Consider the following 18,179-nt stretch of genomic DNA (forward strand, 5'->3'; position numbering starts at 1 on the left):
CCCGTACACAGCCGCAGACCTGCGTCTGCTATACTGGCATGGTCTCTCTTCGTCTCCGGCCATTTATCCCTCGTGTGATTAACTTGTAAGTTTAGTTGACGGGCTTGAACGTACGCGTTGCGGCTACTGCATTCTGCCAGCCAGTATACAGGCGCTCACTTGTTTCGTCCGACATTTCCGGCTCATAGGTTTTATCAAGCTGCCATTGAGCGGCAATTTCGTCTTTGTCTTTCCAGAATCCTGTAGCGAGGCCAGCCAAGTAAGCGGCGCCAATCGCCGTCGTTTCCTGGATGCGCGGGCGTTCAACAGGCACGTGAAGCAAATCCGACTGGAACTGCATCAGCATATCGTTGCCAACAGCACCGCCATCGACGCGCAAAGTCTTCAATTCAATCCCTGCATCTTCTATCATAACATCTACAACGTCTTTTGTCTGATATGCGAGCGCCTCAAGCGTCGCACGGATGAAATGTGCTTTCGTCGTGCCGCGTGTCAAGCCGAATACCGCGCCTCTCGCATCCGTATCCCAGTAAGGCGTACCGAGCCCGACAAATGCCGGCACCATATAGACGCCATCTGTCGAGTCTACTTGTTTCGCGAAATCTTCGCTCTCAGGTGCCGTTTCGATGACCTGCAGCCCATCGCGCAGCCATTGAATTGCAGAACCTGCCACGAAAATACTGCCTTCGAGTGCATACTCGACTTTGCCGTCAACGCCCCAAGCGAGCGTAGTCAGCAAACCGTGCTCAGATTCGACTGCTTTTTCGCCAGTGTTCATCAGCATGAAGCATCCGGTGCCGTAAGTGTTTTTCGCCATTCCTTTTTCGAAACACGCTTGGCCGAATAAGGCTGCCTGTTGGTCGCCGGCGATTCCCGCGATTGGCACTTCGTGGCCAAAGAAATGATAATTGATGGTATGTGCATAAATTTCAGATGACTGGCGCACTTCCGGCAGCATGCTCTTCGGCACTGTCAGAATGTCGAGCAGTTCATCGTCCCACTCAAGATCGTGGATATTGTACATGAGCGTACGGGATGCGTTGCTGTAATCCGTGATATGCGTTGAACCGCCAGACAAACGGTAGACGAGCCATGTGTCGATCGTGCCGAACATCAAATCGCCATTGTCCGCTTTTTCTCTCGCACCTTCAACATTATCGAGGATCCATTTTACTTTTGTGCCGGAGAAGTACGCGTCGATCAATAAACCGGTCTTTTTGCGGAAAGTGTCATTTAATCCCTGGTCTTTCAATTCGTTGCAGATGCCGTCCGTTTGGCGCGATTGCCAGACAATCGCTTTATAGATCGGCTTGCCTGTATTGCGGTCCCAGACCACAGTCGTCTCACGCTGGTTAGTGATCCCGATGCCTGAAATTTCAGAGGGATCGACGTCTGTTTTGCGTAATACTTCTGCGATGCAGGCAAGTACGGACGTCCAAATTTCATTGGCGTCGTGCTCGACCCAACCCGGTTTCGGGAAAAATTGCTGAAATTCCTGCTGGCCCGTACCGACAATTTCGCCGTTATGGTTGAGCAGAACTGCCCGTGAACTGGTAGTTCCTTGGTCGATCGATAAAATATATTTTTTACTCACTGGAATCTCCTCCGCTAACTTATGAAATGGTTTTTTCTCTTAATTGCTTGGCTTTCACTCGGCCATTTTTCAATTCTACACTGGCTGTACCGATAAATACCAGGACAAGGACTAAACTTAATACGAAGAATGGCAAACCGTAATCTCCAGTGAACAAGGCTTTGTAGAAAACCGCTCCGTAGATACCGCCAAGCGCTGGGCCGACGATTGGCACCCATGCGTAGCTCCAGTCGGACGGGCCTTTTCCTGGAATCGGCAGCAACGCATGTGCGATGCGTGGCCCCAAATCACGAGCAGGGTTAATCGCGTATCCTGTTGTGCCGCCAAGAGACATGCCGATTGCGATGATGAGCGCGCCGACGATCAATGGATTCAAGCCTTCCGTGAAGTCATTGGCACCGATAAACAACAAGCCCATGACCAATACGAAAGTTCCGATGATTTCACTGATCAAATTGGAAAACGGGCGGCGGATAGCCGGAATCGTCGCAAACACTGCGAGTTTAGATTCCGCTTCTTTCGTTCTGTCCCAATGCGGAAGATAGTTAAAAAAGACGATAACAGCGCCGATAATGGCCCCAAGAATTTGTGCGGTAATATAAACTGGCACCTGTGACCACGGAAGTTCACCGACAGATGCAAAGCCTAAAGTGACTGCCGGATTCAAATGCGCTCCCGAGAAATTCCCGACTGCATAAACACCCATTGTAACCGCGAGCCCCCAAGCGATCGTGATGACGATCCACCCTGAGTTTTCTGCTTTGGAATCTTTTAATACTACACCTGCTACGACACCAGCACCAAAAATGATAAGGATCATCGTACCGATCAATTCTGCCAAAAATATTGTCATTTTCCATACACCCCTTTTTTCAGATATTCCACTTTCATCGAAACCGGTCATATGACAAGCCCGAGATTCAAGCAGGATTTCCATGTCTTATTAAGTCCCGAACACAAAAAAATCCGCATCGAACGAGAGCCCAATGAACTGGGCCTTCGTCCGATGCGGATCTCCTATTCTCCTGCACGGTACTTAACTTGTAAAATCAATTTAGCAGTTTTTGAAAACGCTGTCAACAATTAATCCAGGGTTATTTAGAGTAATGAAAACTAAAAAAATGGCACACCCTCTCCCCGAAGAGCGATAACCGAGGGATGCGCTTTACAGAATCACGTATCCCATAGTTCTGCCTGGGATGTGGAAACGGCTTCCGCCCCGCCTTGGTAGGCAAGTTCGATATCTTCCCTTGTGCGAATCAAACCGCCTGCAATGATTGGTATGCCGGTCCGTTCGTGGACTTCTTTGATAATTGACGGGATGAGCCCCGGCAATAACTCGATGTAATCTGGTTTTACTTGGTCGATCAAACTCAAATTATGTTCAAGCGCGTGGCTGTCGAGCAGGAACAATCGCTGGATCGTTGTCAATTTATTTTTCTTCGCAAGAGCGATGACATTACTTCTTGTTGAGACGATGCCGTCCGGTTTCACTTCACGGACCAAATATTCAATACCGTAAGCGTCCGTTTTCAAGCCTTGAATCAAATCGGCATGCAAAATGACTTTCTTGCCTGCTTTCTTGGCAGCAGCGACAAGCGGCTTGAGCTGGGCGAGCCTGACTTCCAGAAAAATGATGGTTTCCTGGTCACTGGCAAGCAGCCGTTCAAATTCCTTCAGGTTGCGCATGACAGGCACTACGCCTTTTAACTTAACCAACAGTTTTTCCTCCTCAGTTAAAAACAATCTACGGACATTATGCGCCAGCTTTGTTTCCTGCACAACTATTTGCTCCCAGGCTTCATTTCATCGGTTAATTGCGCTAAAATGACAGTAATCATCCAAAAGGAGTTGGCGTCCATGCGGGTCAAGAAAGTACAGAATGTCTATCAACTGGCTTTTATGCCTAGAGTATTCCCGGTAAATTGTTATTTGGTTGAAGAACAGGACAGCTTGACACTCGTCGATTGTGCTTTGGGATTCGCGGCCAGAGATATCGCTTTAGCGGCAAAAACTATCGGCAAACCGATCAAAGAAATCGCGCTGACCCATGCCCATATCGATCACGTCGGCGCACTCGATGCTTTAAAGAAACAGTTTCCAGCGGCACAAGTTTCCGTCTCGGAAAGGGAAGCGAAAATTCTCTCGGGGGATAAAAGTGCTTCACCTGAAGATGCAGGCAAACCCGTCAAAGGCGGAATCCCCAAAAATATACAGACAACGCCCGATCGTCTGCTGCAAGAAGGCAACCGGATCGGCTCACTCGAAGTCGTCCTATCCCCTGGGCATTCCCCGGGATCCATTTCCTTTTTCGATAGACGCTCAGGCTTACTCATCGCAGGAGATGCCTTCCAAACACGTGGAGGCACCGCAGTTTCTGGCACCTTCAAGCCACTATTCCCGTTTCCAGCCATGGCGACTTGGGACAAGCGCACAGCACTCAACAGCGCTAAGAAATTGACCTTGCTGCAGCCAAGCTTTCTTGCCGTCGGTCACGGCAAGATGCTTGAACACCCGGTTCGTTTCATGGAACAGGCCATCCGCGATGCCGAACAAAAATTAAAACCCTAGCCGAAAATGGCTAGGGTTTTTTCCGTTCCAATTGCTGGCGCCTTACGCGCATAAACCACACCGGACGCGTGATTTCCGAAACTTCCTCTACGCGTCGGATAATTTCAAACCCAACTTTTTCGTAGGCACGGATTGCCGGCTTATTTCGGATATCTGGATCGGTGACACAGCAACTCAAAGAACCGTCACGAAACACCACTTCCTCCAAAAAACGCCGGATGATTGCTTGACCGAAGCCTTTGCCGCGATAAGCAGGCGCACCAATGAGAATATCCAGGCCAGCTGCGCGCTGCAATTCCTCAAATTGTTCACTGCCTGGATAATCGCTCCAGCGAAATGTCTGGATATATCCAATTGGTTGCTCCAGGTAATAGATGAGATACGGCTCTGTCGGATCCCGTCCTTTGATGCTGCCGACGAATTCGCGCACGAACTCCCCGTAAGTGCCATTATAGCTATAGCCCCAAAACCGATTGACCTGCGGCTCTTTCGTGATCCATTCATAAAGCTGCGGCAAATGTTCCCGACGCAAACGTTCGAATCTGAGATTTTCAAGTTGTAAGGCCATGAAACATCCCTCCCCTTGGGCACGGCTACTCCCGGTCCTTATCTACCGGTGTCCGCAAATATTCCTCCAATTGCTCGTTCGGCAGTGAAAACATTGATTCTACAGGCGAATAATTTCCGGCAAGCCGTCCAATCGGTGCAAGCTTTTTCGTATCGATTCTCCCCTTGTCATACAATTCATCGTGGATATGGAAGCGCAGCACTTTGCCAATAACGAGATGATCGTCGCCAAGCGGAATGACCTGCACCAATTCACATTCCATGCTGACGGGCGATTCTTTTACGCGCGGTACTGAAACCACTTCAGATGAGACAGGCGTCATTCCAACATAAGCGAATTCATCGACATCCGACGCGACATGTTCACCGGTTTTCGCCATTTTATTCGCAAGTGGTGCAGAAGCGATATTGACCACAAACTCGCCCCGCTCCCGGATATTCGTGAGAGTGTCTTTTACTGTCCCCATCCTTGCTTCGACCCCTTCACCGATCGAAAATATCACCATCGGCGGATTGCGCGAAGCGACCGTAAAAAAACTGAAAGGCGCCAAATTCAACTCGCCGCCGGACGATACGGACGATACCCAAGCAATCGGCCGAGGCAACACACTGCCGATCAGTAATTTATAATTTTCCTTGCTCGTTTGTTGTGCAGGATCGATGATCACAAATATCCACTCCCTTTTCTATTCCTCCGAACCGTTCTGCTTCACATGATCGATCGACTTCTGAAGCACATAGCCGAACAGTGAGATTCCCGCCAAATACGGCAGGATCATCATGCCGAAACCGGTCCCGAACTCTTCCATAGTTCCCGTAGCTTGAAGATACAGCCCCCAAGCTATGTAAAGTACATACCCGAGTGTTACGAAACCAAGCCAGGTATACCGTTTCAGCCACCATGGCAATAATAACGGTGCCAGCACAAATATTCCCAGCTGGATATGGCCCATCCATTCGTATACAAATTCCACCTCTTTCACTCACCCCTTACAAAATCATGAACCTAAACTGTCAGTGCCAATATACAGTGTCTTTGCAATTTAAGATGTATTTTAACTTTCGCCATAAAACAGCTTTAACCCTTTTTCCAGCGAGTTTTTCCTATCGTTAAAGCAGGCACGCCCATTCCAAAACGCGCCATTTGAAATTAATAAATACATATGCTGAATTACTAAAAAAGACCTAGATAATAGGTGCGCTTTCTGTCATTTCTGACAATATAGGTTTATAATATAGTTAATAATTAGGGAGGTGTCCTATATGGAATGGGAACACAAGCTCGCCCAATGGCGTGCAGAAGGGCTCATCGACCAAGAAACCGCCGAGCGCATTCGAGCGTTCGAAACCCGTCAGCCGAAAAAACGTAAACTGCCTCTTTTGCTTATCATCGGCTTGATCTTTTTCGCGCTAGCCGTCTTCAGCTTCATCGCCGCCAACTGGCAAGCCATACCGGCGATCGCGAAAGTCGGCATGGTTGTCTTGCTCATGTGGATTTTCTACGTGCTCGCTCATTTCTCCGAGAAAAAGCATTTCGGCCATCCGATCATTTTCCGCATACTCGGCTATGTGATGTTCGGGGCAAGTTTAATCGTCACCGGCCAAACTTTTCACCTCGGAACTGGTTCTAGCATCGTGCCATGGGCATTGTTCACCGCCGCTATCGCACATTTTTTCATCTGGCGCCATACCGCATTTACAGTATTGGCGTTCATTAGTGGAATCACCATCCTGACATCGACAGTTCCCGGAATCGGCTTGATCGAATGGCTACTGTTCATTGCCGTTGCGATCGCTTGGTTCTTCCTGAGCAAAGAGGGGCTGGCCATGATCTTTAGCTGGCTATTATTGTTCGGTTCCGGTTTTCTCGTGTGGAGCCTATGGGACATCGACAGCCCGCTCGTGCCAATTTGGACCTTGTTCGCGCTCATGTTACTGTTGTTGCTAATCCCAAAAGACAAGCAGCAGCTATTAAGCCCGCTTTATTTGATCGTTGGGGGAATACAGCTTATCGTCTTCCTGGCGATTCGCGGAGAAAGCGATATGGCTTTCGCCGAATTGGCCATCCCTGAATCGATCGCCCTTGCCGTAGCGGGGACTCTAGTAATCGCAGTCGCTTACTTCCGCGAACGCCATTTGATGTGGCTTGGCGTGCTCGGACTTGTCGGCTTCATGCTCTTCGATGAAACGGCCATCGCCTTGGCCATCGTCGCAGAGTTGACCGCGCTCGCCTATTTGATCATTGCCCAGCGTCAAGACCAGCCACTCGCTTTAGGCTTCGTTTATTTCATCGTCGTCCAATTCGTCATCTATGTCATCTATGCGTGGGAACGGCTCGATATGTCGCTGTTTTTCCTGATTGGCGCCCTCCTGCTATTCCTGCTGTCAGGCATCGCCTGGTGGCTTAACCGCAAGAAAGAAGGTGCAGTGACATGAAGAAATGGTTAATGCCTGCTCTGCAGACCGCATTCGTTGCATTGCTCGTCGTCAGCTTCTATGCCACGTCCTGGTTCGGCGATCAATACTTATTGCGTGCTGAACCTTATGATCCGTTCGATCCTTTCTACGGTGAATACGTTATGCTGCAGTATCCAGACCTCGACGCACCTTCTGGAATTTCAGATGGCGCCGTCTACTTCACCTTGACAGAAGGTGAAGATGGCTACGCCGTTATCGACCGAATCGAGGAGAGCCCATTCTTTGGGGCGATCAACGGCAGCAAATACGATCGCCGCATTGTCGCTCCACAACTAGAAAACTTTTATGTCGAGCAAGGCCGCGGCCCTGAACTTGAAGAAGCGGTTGACCTCGAAGTCACTATTGATGTGGCGCCTTGGGGTTCCATCCGTCCAGTCGGCATCGCTCCAAGAGAAGAATGACTTTCTGGATTAGACCCGCGCAGCATTTGCTGCGCGGGCTTTTTAGATTCCACTGGAATTCCATAGAAGTTTTTCAAATACTGCAAGTAACAATTTATCTCCACATGCACCAATTCGCCTTGGCGGCATAACAGTTGATAAGTAGAAACGGAGACAAAATTTTACATAATTTTAACAAAGGCTTAATAATCATTCATTATACTAGAAACACAATAGAGACTTTGAATCGTTAAAAAAGGAGAAGGATTCCCATTAGCTTGAGCAGTGCGATTGAATTTATACATTATCTAAATGAAAACCAAAAAACCCTTTATGCGGATAGTCAAAAAGATAAAGAAGTTAAGCGACTCATGACCCAAGAGAATTTCAGTACTGCTTTTCAGCCGATTGTTTCTTTGACAGAAGGCCAAACTATTGGATTCGAAGTGCTCAATAGACCCAAAAGCAGCATTCATTTTCCCACGACTGAAGATTTTTATAGTTATATAGGAAAAAGCAATAATGTTTTTCAACTAGAAGGAGTTCTAAGGAATCTTTCATTACGGAGATATGCAGAACAGTCCATCAAAGGCGAAGACACAGAACAAGGGTTAATTTTTTTGAACATACAGCCGCAAGTATTGACCGATCCAGCCTACCGAAGTGGAACGACCTTGGACTTATTGAAGAAGTACGGGATTTCTCCTACCCGCGTCGTATTGGAACTGACAGAAAAAGAAGCTGTAAGCGATTATCTGAGCTTTGAAAAAACTATAGATAACTACCGTAAACAAGGATTCCGTATTGCTATTGACGATGCGGGCACAGGATACAACAGCTTAAAAACTATTATTTCCGTAAAGCCAGAGTTCATTAAACTTGATAAATTCCTTATACGAGACATTCATAGACAGCCATCCCAACAACAATTAGTAGACCTTCTTCTGGAATTTTCTGTGCAAGCCGATACTTATATCATTGCTGAAGGAATTGAAAGCAGTATGGAATTACAGTTCTTAAAAAAATTGGGGATTCATTTTGGGCAAGGATATGCCCTAGGACGCCCAGATGCACTGCTGAAAAAAGGCACAGCCAACCTACATGAACCAGTACAGCAATAAATTCCTTTAACTTTCACCACTCCAAAACTGCAATACTGGCTTCGATCGTTGAAAATTCTAATCGAATATTGACGGATGAGGGAACTCATTGTTGAAAAGGCCAATTTTCAAAATAAGAACCTATACAAATTTGTATAGGTTCTTATTTGGCATTATTCAATGATTCCCTATCAATATTTCAATGTTTCCACCACTTCGTTATCCAACTCCCTTGGAACTGTTCCCCATTTTTATTAGCGGCTCTATACTATCATCACCGATCCTAAAAAGCAGGACTGATCAGCCAAAAATCTTGGCCAGCCCCGCCATCTACCTCCTCACTGCGCTTCACCAATCACACTCGATCGTTCCATTAGACAACTTCGATAATAATGATCCATTTCTTCCCACAAGGATTCATTGCTGAAATTCTGGCGCACCCATTCTTTGCCAGCAGCACCCAACTGATCACGCAATCCAGGATTATCGATTAACATGCCGAGTTTTTCCATGATATCCTGATGGCTATCGGGGTCGACCAAATAACCGGTCTCCGCGTCCACCAAGGTGTCCCGAGCACCCGTGACATCCGCTGCGATGACCGGTATTCCCGTCAGCGCCGCTTCCGCCGACACATTGCCGAACCCTTCACGCTTCGTCAGGAATAAAAACAGATCCATCAAATGATAAAACGGGACGGGGTCCAATTGGTAATCTTCGTGGACGATATGTGGGTGATCGGTAATTGTCTTACGCGTCCATCCGGAAACCGCATCCACCGATTCGTAATCGCCGATGATCAGCAGCCGCAAATTCGGATGGTGGGCGTGCAATTCGGTAAAGGCACGCACTGTTTCGTCGATGCCTTTATCTTTGGTGATCCTCCCCATTGACCCGAGTACAAGTTCATCACCGGTCCATCCATATGCTTGGCGCTTTTCCTCTACACGCCGTTTCATCTCGTCATCCAGTTCGAAACGCTGCAGGTCAAAGCCGTTGACGCTGCCATGCCCGAGAATCTTGATTTTATCTGCTGGGGCGATGCCAAGTTCGACAATCTGGCGCTTCAGGCTCGGAGAGACAGCAAGCATGTGGGTCGATGATGCGGCGGCGATTTTCTCTGCCATCAACAGGATCTGCCGCTTGATGCCCCGGGTTGTCTCGAGGCGCAAGCCCAGCACATTGTAAATCCGTACCGGCACCCTACAGAAATAAGCAGCAAGGGACACAATCAATCCGGCTTTCGGCGTTCCGGCATTGACGATATCCGGTTTTTCAGAGCGAATGACGCGCATGCAGGTAAAAAGCGATTCCAGATCTTTTTTTAAGGCAATTTCACGTTCCATATTGACGTGCAGGACCTTCACACCTTCTTCTTGTTCGAAGATTTCTGCGTAGCTCCCTTCCGAACTCAATGCTTTCACTTCATAGCCACGCGTCTCCAATGTCTTTAATTGCCCCTTCACTAACTGCAAGCTTTGGGCAATGGTCATGGCGTGCAGCACTTTCGCTGTCATGATGGACCGCTCCCTTTCAGGCCCCTTGCACCGCTTGGGCAGATGCAACCGGGCTGCCGATTTGTTCGAGTAGTTCCTTTGCATAATGCGTGGCGTTATTCTTTTTCACGGAAAACACTTTTTCGCTGCCACGAATCAATTTGGTCAAAACTTCGCGTTCATTGGCGAGTGCCTGGTCGATTTTCAATTCCGGATTGAAGAATTCATACGCAGTGAGTAAGGGCGAGCGTAAATAATTGAATTCATAGCGGTTCAAGTTCATCAGCTTCTGGAGCGCTACGGCTTCAGTCTGTTCGGCGACATAATCATCGCCGCGTTCCAAAATGGCGACATGCGTCACCACTTGGTGGTCGAGTATCGACTGTTCGCCGACGTATTCCGTGATCGGGTCTGGCTTTTTAAAGCTGATGTATTCCATGACCGGCAACAATTTATCGACACGATTTTTAATCTTCGCGCCCATCCCCTGTTCGACAGTGGAGTAATAACGGAATGTGCTCGTCCACGGAACGGAATGGATTGTTTTGCCGTCTGTGATGGCTAGATCTTCCGCGATGAATTCGGCGCCGTGTTCCATGCAAGCCGTCATGCTGCTTAATGTCTTGCCGGTATCCGGCGGGGCAAAAACTGTCAAAGTCGATTCATCTTTCTTGAACGCGGAACAATGAATCGGCGCATAGCCTTTTTTCAATAACAATAATGTCGCAAGATCAGTCATGATGTAACCGATGGAATGAAGGTTCATGATTCTGTGGGTAATGAGTTTATAGTAAGCGCGGTTGACGGTGATTTTCGGCTCGTCCGTTAAAAACCCTTCCGCGCGAATGCGCATGCGTCCTTTGCCGGCGTAATTTCGTGTATAGTAAATTTTGTCAGCTTCAGGCGTGCCGCTGAAATAATGATATTTCCCCATCGCTTCATGTTCCGCATCATCATTGAATTCCTTTAACTCGACCTGCATGCGAACCACGCAGCGCTCGTATTGTTCCCTCGTGCCTTCAGGAACGTTATGACCATAGGACCAGCCGAAATTTTTAATGTTCGTTTTGACACCCAGTACTCCAGCAGACGCAATATAATAATATGTTTTCAAATGAAACTCCCCTTTGTTTTTGATTTTCCCCGCATGACCTGAACCCTTAGTTCACTTCGCCAGCTGGCACCAGCGATTCGCTGAGGCAGTTTTTATAAAAACTGTCCAGCTCTTTCCATAGCACCTCGTTGCTGAAATGGGTACTTGCCCACTCCCGCCCAGCTTCCCCAAACCGAGCGCGCAAACTATTGGATGCTATCAACCTGTGGATCGTCTCCGTGATTTGCTGGAGGTTTTCAGGATCTACCAGCAAACCGGTCTTTTCGTCGATGATCGTATTTCGTGCTCCTGTGACATCGGATGCGACGACCGGCAGCCCACATAAGGCGGCTTCGATAGCCACATTGCCAAAACCTTCACGTTTCGTCAGGAACACGAAGATATCCATCAAATGGTAATAAACGACCGGATCCGGAAGAAATCCGGTTTTGATGATCTTTGGATTGTTCTCGATTTCCCATTTTGCACCTGCTTCCACTGGGTCATCGTCTTCATAATCGCCGACGATGAGCAAGCGCAGTTGCTCGTTTTGAAGACTTAACATTTTGAAAGCGGAGACCAGTTCATTGACTCCTTTATCTTTTGTCAGCCTGCCGACAAATCCGAGAACGACATGTTCTTTACCGATTTTATAGCGATTGCGCAGCTCATTTCCGTCTGCTTCAATTTCAGGAGTGAACTGGAATCTCGCTACATCAAATCCGTCGCCGCTGCCTTTTCCAAGCACGCTGATTTTTTCTTCACCCGCGATGCCGAATTCGATTGCCCTTTCCCGCAAGCTGTCCGATACTGCCAAACAATGGGTTGCAGAAGACGCAGCAAGCTTTTCCATAGTCAGCAACAAATTGCGCTTCCATCCCGCTGTCGTCTCCAGCCTCAAGCCGCGCATCGTATAAACCCTCACAGGCACACGGCATATACGTGCAGCCACTGTAACCACCAGCCCGGCTTTCGGCGTGCTCGCATTGACAATTAACGGGTGTTCGCGGCGAAACAACGCAATGCAGCGGGCAAGCGATTGCGCATCATGGAGCGGTGAGATGCCCCTATCCATCGGCAACTCGAGCATTTCCACTTGTTCGCTTGATTGAAACTCATCGAATCCCGCCCCTCTGGAACTTAAAGCTTTTGGTTCGAATCCTCGGCCTTTCAAGTAGCGCAGTTGGCCATTCATAAAGCTCAAACTTTCCGAAACAGTTACGGCGTGAATCAGTTTCGTTGTCATGGCATTACCCTCCGCTCAGCTTTTTTCATAAATTTCTTCTGTCCGGAATACCTTAACCACCGTTTGCACCAAGATGTACAAATCGAGACGCAAACTTTTGCGGTTAATATAATCGATATCGATATCAATTTTTTCATCCCAGCTCAATGTGTTGCGCCCGCTCACTTGCGCAAGGCCCGTGACTCCCGGTTTCACCATCAGCCGCTGCTTCTGGTAATCGTTGTAGTTATCGGTTTGATCGGTGACGGTTGGGCGAGGGCCGATGAACGACATATCGCCTTTGACGATGTTGATCAGCTGGGGAAGTTCATCGATGCTTGTTTTACGGAGAATATTGCCGACTTTCGTAATGCTCGGGTCGCCGTCGAATGGGTTGATGCGGTTGCGTTTCTTATCGCGGCCATGCTCCATCGTCCGGAATTTATAGATAGTGAAATGCCGTCCATATAGTCCGCCGCGCTGCTGCTTGAACATGGCGGGCCCTTTCGACTCGATTCGGACCAATAGAGCGACAGCTAACAATAATGGCGATAAGACCAATAACATCAAAGCGGCAATCACGACTTCCAGCAATCTTGCCACCGCGTTCGAGCGCTTTGGCTGCTTTTTTTCTTCACTGAAATCTCCAACGATCATTGGTTGCTCCCTCCTCACATTCTCCATAAAGTCATCTTCTCAGGTTTTTCATTTCGTTCGAGTATGCTTTTAACATCAAAGACATAACCTTCCTTGCCTTCAAGCAAGCGCTCGAATAACTTCCATCCTGCTTTCCGGTAAGCTTCATGCGGTACTGCGAGTATCACCGAAACCGCCGGAAGCAGCTCCTCCTGCCGTGTCAGCAAAACCCCACATACGCATTCCACCTGCCCCAGTTCGAGTTGAGCATCCGCCACCTGGACATCTACTCCGTATTCACGTAGCTCTGAAACAAGTTCCAACACCCCCGTCTCCGGTGTTCCGCTTGTGCCATCTTGTTTCGTGACGCCAAGCACCGTAATGCGCGCCTCATGGATGACGATTTCGTTTTGAACCAACTTTTTGATGATCCGCTGTGCCACTTGATGCCCTTTCTTTTCACCTTTGCACCAAAATTGATCTATACCGTGCCATAGCCCGGTGCGATCCCCTAGAAGATCAGGTTCAAATTTGATGAACCCCCGCTTTGTATTGGCGGTTTCCAGTACATCGTGTGTATCAATTCCCTGCTGATTCAAGGTCAGCGCCACTTCGTTCATCAAGGCGGTATTCACTTCTTTTTGGGCGATTTCGAGCAATTGGGCAGCTTCAGCGACACGGATCGATTTCGCCTTGTAAATGCCGCCATCGTGGATCGGTATATATAAATCAGCAAGGTAATCGGTGACTGGACCGCTTTGCCCGGCAATTACTTTGCGCATTTTCACCGTCTTGCCTTGCGGGTCGTTGCTGTGCCATCTAGAAGGTGCAAAGCCGACAAAAAATTCTTTTCCTGCGCTAAATCCGGAATGCTGTTCGAGCAGAGGGATGCAAATTTCTTCAGTGGTGCCAGGATACACTGGAGCTTCGAAGATGAGCACCGAACCTTTTTTCATATGCTTTCCGACGATTCGGCACCACTCCGAAAGCATGTCCAATGTATAGGCTGGATGCTTTGACCCAGTCATCAGGAGGATGCCGACATCAGCCAATTCTTCTGCTTGATCAGTAAAAGCAATGCCATTCTCCTCAAATCTTGCTTTTTTGGAGCGATCCGGATCGAATACAAGGACCGGATAAACGGTGCCGAGTGCCGTTGCTGCAAGCAAGCTTGTTTCACTCGCTCCGATAATTGCGATTTTCAAGTTTTCCATCATGAGTCCACCTTCTCCCCCTTGCTCCCTGTCCATTTCATTTTGGTAAATTCTAGCAATTGCTTGCTATTCGCTGCAACGTAAGACAGCAATAATAGCGGGATGATCTTATTGCGGTGGCGCATTGCCGTCCCGGCACTTTGCGTTCCATATGAATAGATAAAAACGGTCATCCCGATTACCAGCAAGATGAATATTTTTGTTCGGACCGGCATTTTGCTTCGATAGAGCCCACACAATGTCGCGCCGATCAGGAATAGGTATACACTTGAATCAAACAAGAAACTGACTATGTCTGCCCCTCCCCGCCAATCGAGCGGAAGCGGCGAAAACAGGAAGTAGAACATTTTAAGCGGTGCCACAAGCAGCGCAGCCATGCCTGATAATCCGCTGAAGCTTGCCAAGTAGACCGACCCGCCTTCTGCGAAAATCTCGTAGTCGACTGTCCCGCCTTCTTCCGTAACGAATTTACTCAAGAATACATCGGTGTTTTGGAAGACCAGAAACGAGATGCCGCCGACAAATAACAAGTAGATAAGCGGTGTGGAAATTTTTCTGCCCATCTTCCCGCGCTCCAACCAGAAGAACGATGCGATATAGACGAGCAGCAAGCCGATCATGCCGGTATGGAACATCATCGCAAGAATCGACAAGACCACTGCCCAGCCAAATTGAAGAAACGAGCGTTCCCCCATCCAGCGCAGGAAATAATAAAGCGAGACAGTTGTGAAGAAAATGATCAGTGCCTCACGCAACAGGATGCTCGACATGAAAATACTGTTCGGCATAAGCGTGAAGATGAGCAATGCGATAAAGCTCAATTTCTTCTCGATCTGCAAATAGTTCAATGATTTGAAAAGGAATACGGCCGAGAACACCCAGCAGGCAATATTGAGGAATTGCGAGTACGCCCTCTGCTCTCCGATCATATAGTAGAGCCCTGATAAAAATGGCACGTAAACTGTATGGGTCTGATCAAGTGGATATTGGCCGTTCGCTACCAATACGGAGACTTCATGGAAATACTCCGTATCCGTTCCGCTCGAGAAGATCCCGATCGACGGTACATACAAATCGATGAATAAAATAACCAGCCGAACTGCAAATCCCGCGAAAATGACAAAGAGCCACTCGTTTTTCAAATTGCGGTATAGATATAAGGAGATGGCGATGATTCCGGTAAAGACCAGAAGCATCGCATAGCCATCACCCGGCGGAAGAAAATCTTTGATTAAAAATGTTGCAAGAATCTGTACGACAAAAAATCCAAGTACATAAATCATCAACCCACCCCCTTTTTTTAACGTCTGGCCAATGCCATCAACCTGGCTTTGTAATAAGCGATATCACTCAATTGCAGTATCCAAATCATCGCTGCATATACCGTGACGCCCGTTAACACGCCGATGAACAAAGCCGGAATATCGCCCATCATCAACAAGGAAACTGTGAATGCCGTTCTTGCCGCAATGCCCATGACGACTGCTGCAAGTATGCCTTTCGCCAAGTCGGCCATAAGCCGCCGACTGTCGAGCGAGCCGATTTTTCGGACCAATGATGCATACAACAGAACCGTGCTGACAATCGCGGCGATGCTGGTCGCAAGCGCCAAGCCGTTCAGCCCGATGACACGCGATAACACCAAGTTCAATGCGACATTCAAAAACATGGCGCCGAATGCATTGATCATCGGGGTCCGGGAATCTTCCAAGGAATAAAACACTTTCGATAACACCTCACGCAGCCCAAACCCAAGCAAGCCCAGTGCGTAAAAAAACAGTAAGCCCGTGGTCATCGCAATGGCCCGCTCCTCAAACGCCCCACGCCCGAAAAGCAGCTCTGTAATTTGTCTCGAGAAAATCATCATGCCGACTGCAGCGGGAATGACAATCAATGAAACCGTCGTAATTATTTTGCCGACGACCGACTTTAATTCGTCCATATTTTTCCTTACTGCTAATTTCGAGATTTTCGGAAACATTACTTTGACGACCGCCAGCACAAAAATCGCTTGGACAAAGAACACAATGCGATGGGCATAAGTCAACGCGGAAATTCCGCCTTCGGCCAACTGCGAAGCAATCGTCCGGTCGACCAGGATATTGACTTGGTCAGCCGATACCCCGATGATGACCGGAATCGCAAGCATCATCATCTGCTTCAAATCACGGTCTTTCAGGTTCAGCACCATTTGATGGCGATAGCCGCTTTTGCGTATTGCCGGCACCATGTACAGAAACTGAACGATGACCGCAATGACCGTTCCGATGGCGAGCATCATGATGTCCATTTTTGAACTGACCACAATCGTCGTGATCAGCAACACATTGAGCGGCAAGCCGCTCAGCACCGTCGGCAGGAAACGGTCTTTCACTTCCAGGTAGCTAGTGAAAATGAAGATCAAGGCCGTGAAGTAAAGCGTCAGCGAAATGATTCGCGTGAACAGTACCGCGATACGCAGCGTCTCTCCTTCGAACCCATAGGCGAACAATTTGACGATCGGAACCGGGAATACCAAGAGCAGGATGACTAGCACCGTCGACAGCAGCATGACCGCGTTAGTAACGTTCGCCGTAAAGTGTTCCGCCGCTTCATTTCCACGTTGTTCACGGATTTTCGTATAGACCGGGATGTAACTTGCGGCAATGCCCATGCCGATAAACGCAAAGAACACCGTCGGGATATCGGTCGAGATCAAGTAGGCGTCGGTCAACCCGTCAGCACCGTAGAAAAACGAGAGGAAGATATCTCGTGAAAAGCCGAGAACTTTCGTGATGATGACGACGAACATGATGGCGATGACTGTTTTTTCCATAATTTCAACCTCTTTTGCGTTCATTCTGGAAGCCAAGATCCGCTCCCGAAGCAGTGATGCAGCTTATCATTTGATCCGGCCATCTGTTTATAGCGGGGTCCCTCCTTGGAATTTGGCACGGACGGAATCTTGTTGTTGTTAATCCTATGGGGCGGAGGTTAAAAGAGGGTTAAACTGTTTAGGTGTTTTGAAAAAGCTTTGTGGAATTCGGAAGATTTTTAATGGAGAAAAAGTGATTGAACTTTTTGTGGGGGGAGATTGCGCTTCAAGGGGACGCTTGGGATCCGTCATGTAGGTGATTCGACAGGACGTTGCCTTTTTGAAGATGGATAGTAGAGCTGTTAGTGGAAGAGATTACGCTGCAAGGGGCACGCTTGCCGAGGGGCGGGTGTTGAGCCAACGTGCAGTCGCACGTTTGTCTCGCCAGCCCGCGCGGTCCCTCAGGCGTCGGCCCCTTTCCGCTCCATCTTTAAGTGTACTGTGGAAATGAAATTCAACTGTCACTGAAAGTAGTATGAATAGTTTTGGACAGCTTTGTAATTGCATAAGGAATAGCTAATGAACCATCTTTTCCACTATCAAATCTAGCTAAGCATTCCCATCAGCGGATGAAGACAATCAATAGTGATACTTCTTCGTATGTAACATCCAATGAAATCTAAAAGCCGAACCGCACTCACGGGCAAGCCGAAGCAATGAGACAAGTGTTCTTCTTGGCTTATTGCGGGAGGCATGCCCCAAGCGCGAGGCGACCGTTTGAGGATGAAATAATCAACGGACCATTCATCTCACTATTAAGTCCAGCTCAGCGACGATACCAGCGGATTAAGATAATCAACAGTGACGCTTCTTCGCATGTAACATCCAATGGAATCTATCAGCCGAACCGCGCACAAGGGCGAGCCGAAGCGATGAGACAAGTGCTCCTCTTGGCTTATTGCAAGAGGCAAGCCCAAAGCGGGAGGCGGCTGCTTCACGATGAGATAATCATCGGACAATTCATCTCACTA

Annotated in this window: 17 protein-coding genes; 4 read left to right on the top strand and 13 right to left on the bottom strand. The window is 48.3% G+C overall.

The features are described 5' to 3' along the window. Window positions 1-91: 91 nt before the first annotated feature. The 3 genes from glpK to KTG14_RS09775 form a co-directional block, all read right to left on the bottom strand. Entirely contained in the window at window positions 92-1,594 is a 1,503-nt protein-coding gene (gene glpK / locus KTG14_RS09765) for a glycerol kinase GlpK (RefSeq protein ID WP_216970754.1), read from the bottom strand. A 19-nt stretch (window positions 1,595-1,613) separates the two neighbouring features. Next, the gene (locus tag KTG14_RS09770; protein WP_216970755.1) at window positions 1,614-2,447 is read right to left on the bottom strand and encodes an MIP/aquaporin family protein; all 834 of its coding nucleotides are present in this window, start codon (window positions 2,445-2,447) and stop codon (window positions 1,614-1,616) included. Between the two features lie 320 nt (window positions 2,448-2,767). Further along, window positions 2,768-3,313, bottom strand: a complete 546-nt coding sequence (locus KTG14_RS09775; RefSeq protein WP_058383237.1) for a glycerol-3-phosphate responsive antiterminator — start codon at window positions 3,311-3,313, stop codon at window positions 2,768-2,770. A gap of 141 nt (window positions 3,314-3,454) precedes the next feature. Between KTG14_RS09775 and KTG14_RS09780 the strand changes: the two genes are divergently transcribed. Further along, on the top strand, window positions 3,455-4,165 hold the full coding sequence (locus KTG14_RS09780) for an MBL fold metallo-hydrolase (RefSeq protein ID WP_216970756.1): 711 nt from the start codon (window positions 3,455-3,457) through the stop codon (window positions 4,163-4,165). Window positions 4,166-4,175: 10 nt separating this feature from the next. On the opposite strand, the gene KTG14_RS09785 is transcribed toward KTG14_RS09780, so the two are convergent. Genes KTG14_RS09785 through KTG14_RS09795 form a run of 3 tightly spaced genes read right to left on the bottom strand, consistent with a single transcriptional unit; the run spans window position 4,176 to window position 5,706 of the window. Next, window positions 4,176-4,733, bottom strand: a complete 558-nt coding sequence (locus KTG14_RS09785; RefSeq protein ID WP_216970757.1) for a GNAT family N-acetyltransferase — start codon at window positions 4,731-4,733, stop codon at window positions 4,176-4,178. A 25-nt stretch (window positions 4,734-4,758) separates the two neighbouring features. Further along, window positions 4,759-5,400 (bottom strand): flavin reductase family protein, encoded by a 642-nt coding sequence (locus KTG14_RS09790; RefSeq protein ID WP_216970758.1) that lies wholly within the window; start codon window positions 5,398-5,400, stop codon window positions 4,759-4,761. Between the two features lie 18 nt (window positions 5,401-5,418). Beyond that, a complete protein-coding gene (locus KTG14_RS09795) occupies window positions 5,419-5,706 on the bottom strand; it encodes a hypothetical protein (protein ID WP_216970759.1) in 288 nt (95 codons plus the stop codon). Between the two features lie 289 nt (window positions 5,707-5,995). Between KTG14_RS09795 and KTG14_RS09800 the strand changes: the two genes are divergently transcribed. The 3 genes from KTG14_RS09800 (at window position 5,996) to KTG14_RS09810 (ending at window position 8,711) form a co-directional block, all read left to right on the top strand. Beyond that, on the top strand, window positions 5,996-7,168 hold the full coding sequence (locus KTG14_RS09800; protein WP_216970760.1) for a DUF2157 domain-containing protein: 1,173 nt from the start codon (window positions 5,996-5,998) through the stop codon (window positions 7,166-7,168). Next, window positions 7,165-7,611, top strand: coding sequence for a GDYXXLXY domain-containing protein (locus KTG14_RS09805; RefSeq protein ID WP_216970761.1), 447 nt, complete (start codon window positions 7,165-7,167; stop codon window positions 7,609-7,611). The genes KTG14_RS09800 and KTG14_RS09805 overlap by 4 nt, the downstream gene beginning before the upstream one ends. Before the next feature lie 257 nt (window positions 7,612-7,868). After that, window positions 7,869-8,711, top strand: coding sequence for an EAL domain-containing protein (locus KTG14_RS09810; protein ID WP_216970762.1), 843 nt, complete (start codon window positions 7,869-7,871; stop codon window positions 8,709-8,711). 317 nt (window positions 8,712-9,028) lie between these two features. Here the strand turns inward: KTG14_RS09810 and KTG14_RS09815 are convergent, their stop codons facing one another. The 7 genes from KTG14_RS09815 to murJ are packed head-to-tail and all read right to left on the bottom strand — an operon-like array spanning window position 9,029 to window position 17,169. Further along, the gene (locus KTG14_RS09815) at window positions 9,029-10,207 is read right to left on the bottom strand and encodes a glycosyltransferase family 4 protein (protein WP_216970763.1); all 1,179 of its coding nucleotides are present in this window, start codon (window positions 10,205-10,207) and stop codon (window positions 9,029-9,031) included. 16 nt (window positions 10,208-10,223) lie between these two features. Next, window positions 10,224-11,300 carry a hypothetical protein gene (locus KTG14_RS09820; protein WP_216970764.1) on the bottom strand — a complete coding sequence of 359 codons (1,077 nt, stop codon included), beginning with the start codon at window positions 11,298-11,300 and terminating at the stop codon, window positions 10,224-10,226. Between the two features lie 46 nt (window positions 11,301-11,346). Next, the gene (locus tag KTG14_RS09825) at window positions 11,347-12,525 is read right to left on the bottom strand and encodes a glycosyltransferase family 4 protein (RefSeq protein ID WP_216970765.1); all 1,179 of its coding nucleotides are present in this window, start codon (window positions 12,523-12,525) and stop codon (window positions 11,347-11,349) included. A gap of 15 nt (window positions 12,526-12,540) precedes the next feature. Beyond that, the gene (locus KTG14_RS09830; RefSeq protein ID WP_216970766.1) at window positions 12,541-13,161 is read right to left on the bottom strand and encodes a sugar transferase; all 621 of its coding nucleotides are present in this window, start codon (window positions 13,159-13,161) and stop codon (window positions 12,541-12,543) included. Between the two features lie 14 nt (window positions 13,162-13,175). After that, on the bottom strand, window positions 13,176-14,354 hold the full coding sequence (locus tag KTG14_RS09835; protein WP_216970767.1) for a UDP binding domain-containing protein: 1,179 nt from the start codon (window positions 14,352-14,354) through the stop codon (window positions 13,176-13,178). Beyond that, window positions 14,354-15,637, bottom strand: coding sequence for a glycosyltransferase family protein (locus KTG14_RS09840; protein ID WP_216970768.1), 1,284 nt, complete (start codon window positions 15,635-15,637; stop codon window positions 14,354-14,356). The genes KTG14_RS09835 and KTG14_RS09840 overlap by 1 nt, the downstream gene beginning before the upstream one ends. Window positions 15,638-15,654: 17 nt before the next feature. Further along, window positions 15,655-17,169: a murein biosynthesis integral membrane protein MurJ gene (murJ, locus tag KTG14_RS09845; protein ID WP_216970769.1), complete on the bottom strand. Its 1,515-nt coding sequence runs from the start codon at window positions 17,167-17,169 to the stop codon at window positions 15,655-15,657. Window positions 17,170-18,179: the final 1,010 nt, after the last annotated feature.

Origin of the sequence: Planococcus sp. CP5-4_YE (assembly GCF_019042655.1) — a bacterium.
Classification (GTDB): Bacteria; Bacillota; Bacilli; order Bacillales_A; family Planococcaceae; genus Planococcus.